This is a genomic window from Synechococcus sp. OH2 (genome assembly GCF_047462155.1).
Taxonomy (GTDB): Bacteria; Cyanobacteriota; Cyanobacteriia; order Thermostichales; family Thermostichaceae; genus Thermostichus.
The window spans coordinates 17,651-20,443 of record NZ_JANSIR010000046.1 but is presented as its reverse complement, the minus strand read 5'-3'; the positions used below and the strand labels follow the sequence as shown (position 1 = coordinate 20,443).

Annotated in this window: 3 protein-coding genes; 2 read left to right on the top strand and 1 reads right to left on the bottom strand. The window is 62.2% G+C overall.

From position 1 onward, the window contains the following. On the bottom strand, positions 1-270 hold a 270-nt coding region (locus tag NW835_RS03445; RefSeq protein WP_414414530.1), incomplete at its 3' end, for a class I tRNA ligase family protein. 71 nt (positions 271-341) lie between these two features. On the opposite strand from NW835_RS03445, the gene NW835_RS03440 reads away from it, so the two are divergent. Both NW835_RS03440 and NW835_RS03435 read left to right on the top strand, forming a co-directional pair. After that, positions 342-2,213, top strand: a complete 1,872-nt coding sequence (locus NW835_RS03440) for an FAD-dependent oxidoreductase (RefSeq protein ID WP_414414527.1) — start codon at positions 342-344, stop codon at positions 2,211-2,213. A 37-nt stretch (positions 2,214-2,250) separates the two neighbouring features. Further along, positions 2,251-2,568 carry a hypothetical protein gene (locus NW835_RS03435; RefSeq protein WP_414334789.1) on the top strand — a complete coding sequence of 106 codons (318 nt, stop codon included), beginning with the start codon at positions 2,251-2,253 and terminating at the stop codon, positions 2,566-2,568. Positions 2,569-2,793: the final 225 nt, after the last annotated feature.

The window sequence follows — 2,793 nt, the reverse complement described above, 5'->3', positions numbered from 1 at the left end:
GTAGCGGATATCCAGCAACCGCCAAAGCTCTACAAACTGGGCGGCAATCTCGTCACAGTGCTGCTGCGGCGGAAGGCCGCGCTCTTCAGCGGTGCGCTGGATCTTCTGGCCGTGCTCGTCAGTTCCCGTTACCATCAGCACATCCTTGCCCCGCAGGCGGTGGTAACGGGCGATGGCATCCGCTGCCATGGTGGTGTAGGCGCTGCCGATGTGGGGGGCAGCGTTGACGTAGTAGATGGGTGTGGTGATGACGAAGGTGGGATCCGGCATGAGCAGTTGCAGCGCTTTCCCCCATGATAAAAGTTGCCGGAAAGTCCAGCAGGCCGAGTTACGGGGCAGGGATGAAGCTGGCATTCAACCTAAAGGGATGGGGCTGCGGTGCCCTGGGGGCCGGGATCTTGGTCGCCGGGGCGGCTCTGGCCCAGCCTCTGCCGGAAACCCGCATCCCTTGCGAGATCCTCATCGCCGGGGGCGGGCTGGGGGGGGTGGCGGCGGCCTACGATGCCCTGCGCTTGGGGCGACAGGTGTGCATGACCGAAATGACCGACTGGATTGGCGGCCAGGTGAGCGCCCAGGGGGTCTCGGCTTTGGATGAGCGGCCCTTGCAGCGGGAAAACGAGATCTTTCCCCAGGGCTATAGAGAGTTTCGCCGCCGGGTGCGGGAAAAGTACGGCGGTGATCCCAACCCCGGCAAGTGCTGGGTGAGCGTGCTCTGCTTCTCACCCCAGGTGGGCCACCAGGTCATCCGAGAGATGTTGGATCCCTACCTGCAGTCGGGGCAGTTGCGGCTGTTTACCGAGACGGTGGTCAAGGACGTGGAGATTGAGAATTACCAAGTCCGCAGTGTGCAGGCCATCCGCAATATTCCCAAACACGCCGGCGTCCAGCCGGAGAATCGGGGGGATCTCTCCACCTACTTGCTGGATTTTTACCGCCTAGAGCCCACCGCAGACTGGGACAAAGAGATCCTGCGCTTTGAGCCGCCGCCGCAGCGGCAGGGCAAAACTTTACCTTGGGTAGTAATCGATGCTACCGAAACCGGCGAGCTGTTGCCCCTGGCGCGAGTGCCCTACCGCCTTGGCACGGATGGGAAAAGCCGCTGGGAGCCCAGCTCCAAGCCCTACAGGGATCCCTACTGCACCCAGGGGTTTACCTACACCTTTGTTATCGAGCGCTCCGCTGTGCCGCAGGTGCCCATCAAGCCGGAGTTCTACAACGACCCGCTGCACGGCCCCTACTACAGCTTTGAACAGCCGCGCTTTAACTTTGCTCTGGTCTTCACCTACCGCCGCATCCGGGGACAGGTATTTGGCTTTGGGGAAGAGGCCATCCGGGTGGGGGATCAATCCCTGCAGAACTGGACCTGGGGCAACGACTGGCGCATCACCGGGCCAGACAAGAACCTCATCCTCACCCACGAGCAACTGCAAGCCTCAGGGCAACTGGATCCCGGCGGCTGGATGGGGGGCTTGCGGGTAGAGGCGCTGCGGCGGGCTGAGCAACATGCTAAAGGCTTCTTCTACTGGTTGGTGGCGGGGCGGACGGATTTTCTCCTGCAGCAGGCGGATCCTGACTTTCAAAAGGACTTTTACCTGCGCTACCGCTACCTCAAAGGGCCCAATAGCCCGATGGGAACTTCCAGTGGTCTCTCCAAGTACCCCTACATCCGCGAGTCGCGGCGCATCCTCGGTCGGCCCAGCCTTGCCTACCCGGAGGGGTTCACCATCTACGAGTCGGATATCACCACGCGGGAATCGGAGCTAAACCGCGGGCGCCCCTTCATCTTCTACGATTCGGTGGGGGTGGGGCAGTACCCTATTGATTTTCACGAGTGCCTGCTGCCCGATTTTTCGCTGCCCCCCAGCCACAACCAAGATGCCCAAGCCCCTACCTACCCCTACCAGATCCCGCTGCGGGCCCTGATCCCCCAGCGCATTGACAATCTTCTAGCTGGCAGCAAGAACATCGCCACCAGCCGCATTGCCAGCGCCTCTTACCGGGTGCATCCTGTGGAATGGGCCATTGGCACGGCAGCGGGTCACACGGCTCACTTTGCCCTGGAGCGGGATCTGATCCCGGCCGAGATCCTGCGGGAGCCGCTGCTGGACTTGCAGCTATTGCCCGCTCTCCAAGCCCAGATCCAGAGCTTGGGCAATCCCATTCAATTTCCCGGCACCACCATTACTGCCACCGACTGGGCCCAATCCCGCTAGCCTAGAAAGGCAGGGTTGGGAGCTGGCCATGGAGGCTATGGGGGTTGAATTTGGGGGACTGGAGGCGATCCGCCCTTCGTTGTGGGCGGCCACAGCCCTCTGGAGCCTGGGGTTGATGTGGGGGTTGTCGCCATTGCACCGCCGCCTGCAGGAGGGTTGGGAAAAGCAGTTGTCCTGGGATCCCAGTGGGGCTCTGGCCTCTCTGCTCAGCGTCATCCCTTTCCTGTTGGCAGCAGCAGTGGTGGTGGCTTTCACCGAGATCTCGTTGGGCAAAAGCTGGGCTGTCTCCTGGGGCCTCATTGCCTGTGTTGGCGGTGGCCTCTATGAGCTAGGCCGGCGGGACAATGCTCGCTAACCCAACGCCGGCCCTCACCACCGGCCCCTCTCCCTCTGGGAGAGTAGACAATGCTAAGAGCCGTACCTAAAGCGATGACTCCCTTAGAAGAAGCGGCGGAAGCGGCGGCTAAGCTGCTGGTGTTTCGGGAAATCTGCGCCCATCCCCTGGCCCTGGCCTGGCAGGAGCTCATCCAGCAGTTGATGAGCGGGGATCCCCTGCCCTGCTGGAGAGCCTACGGGCGCT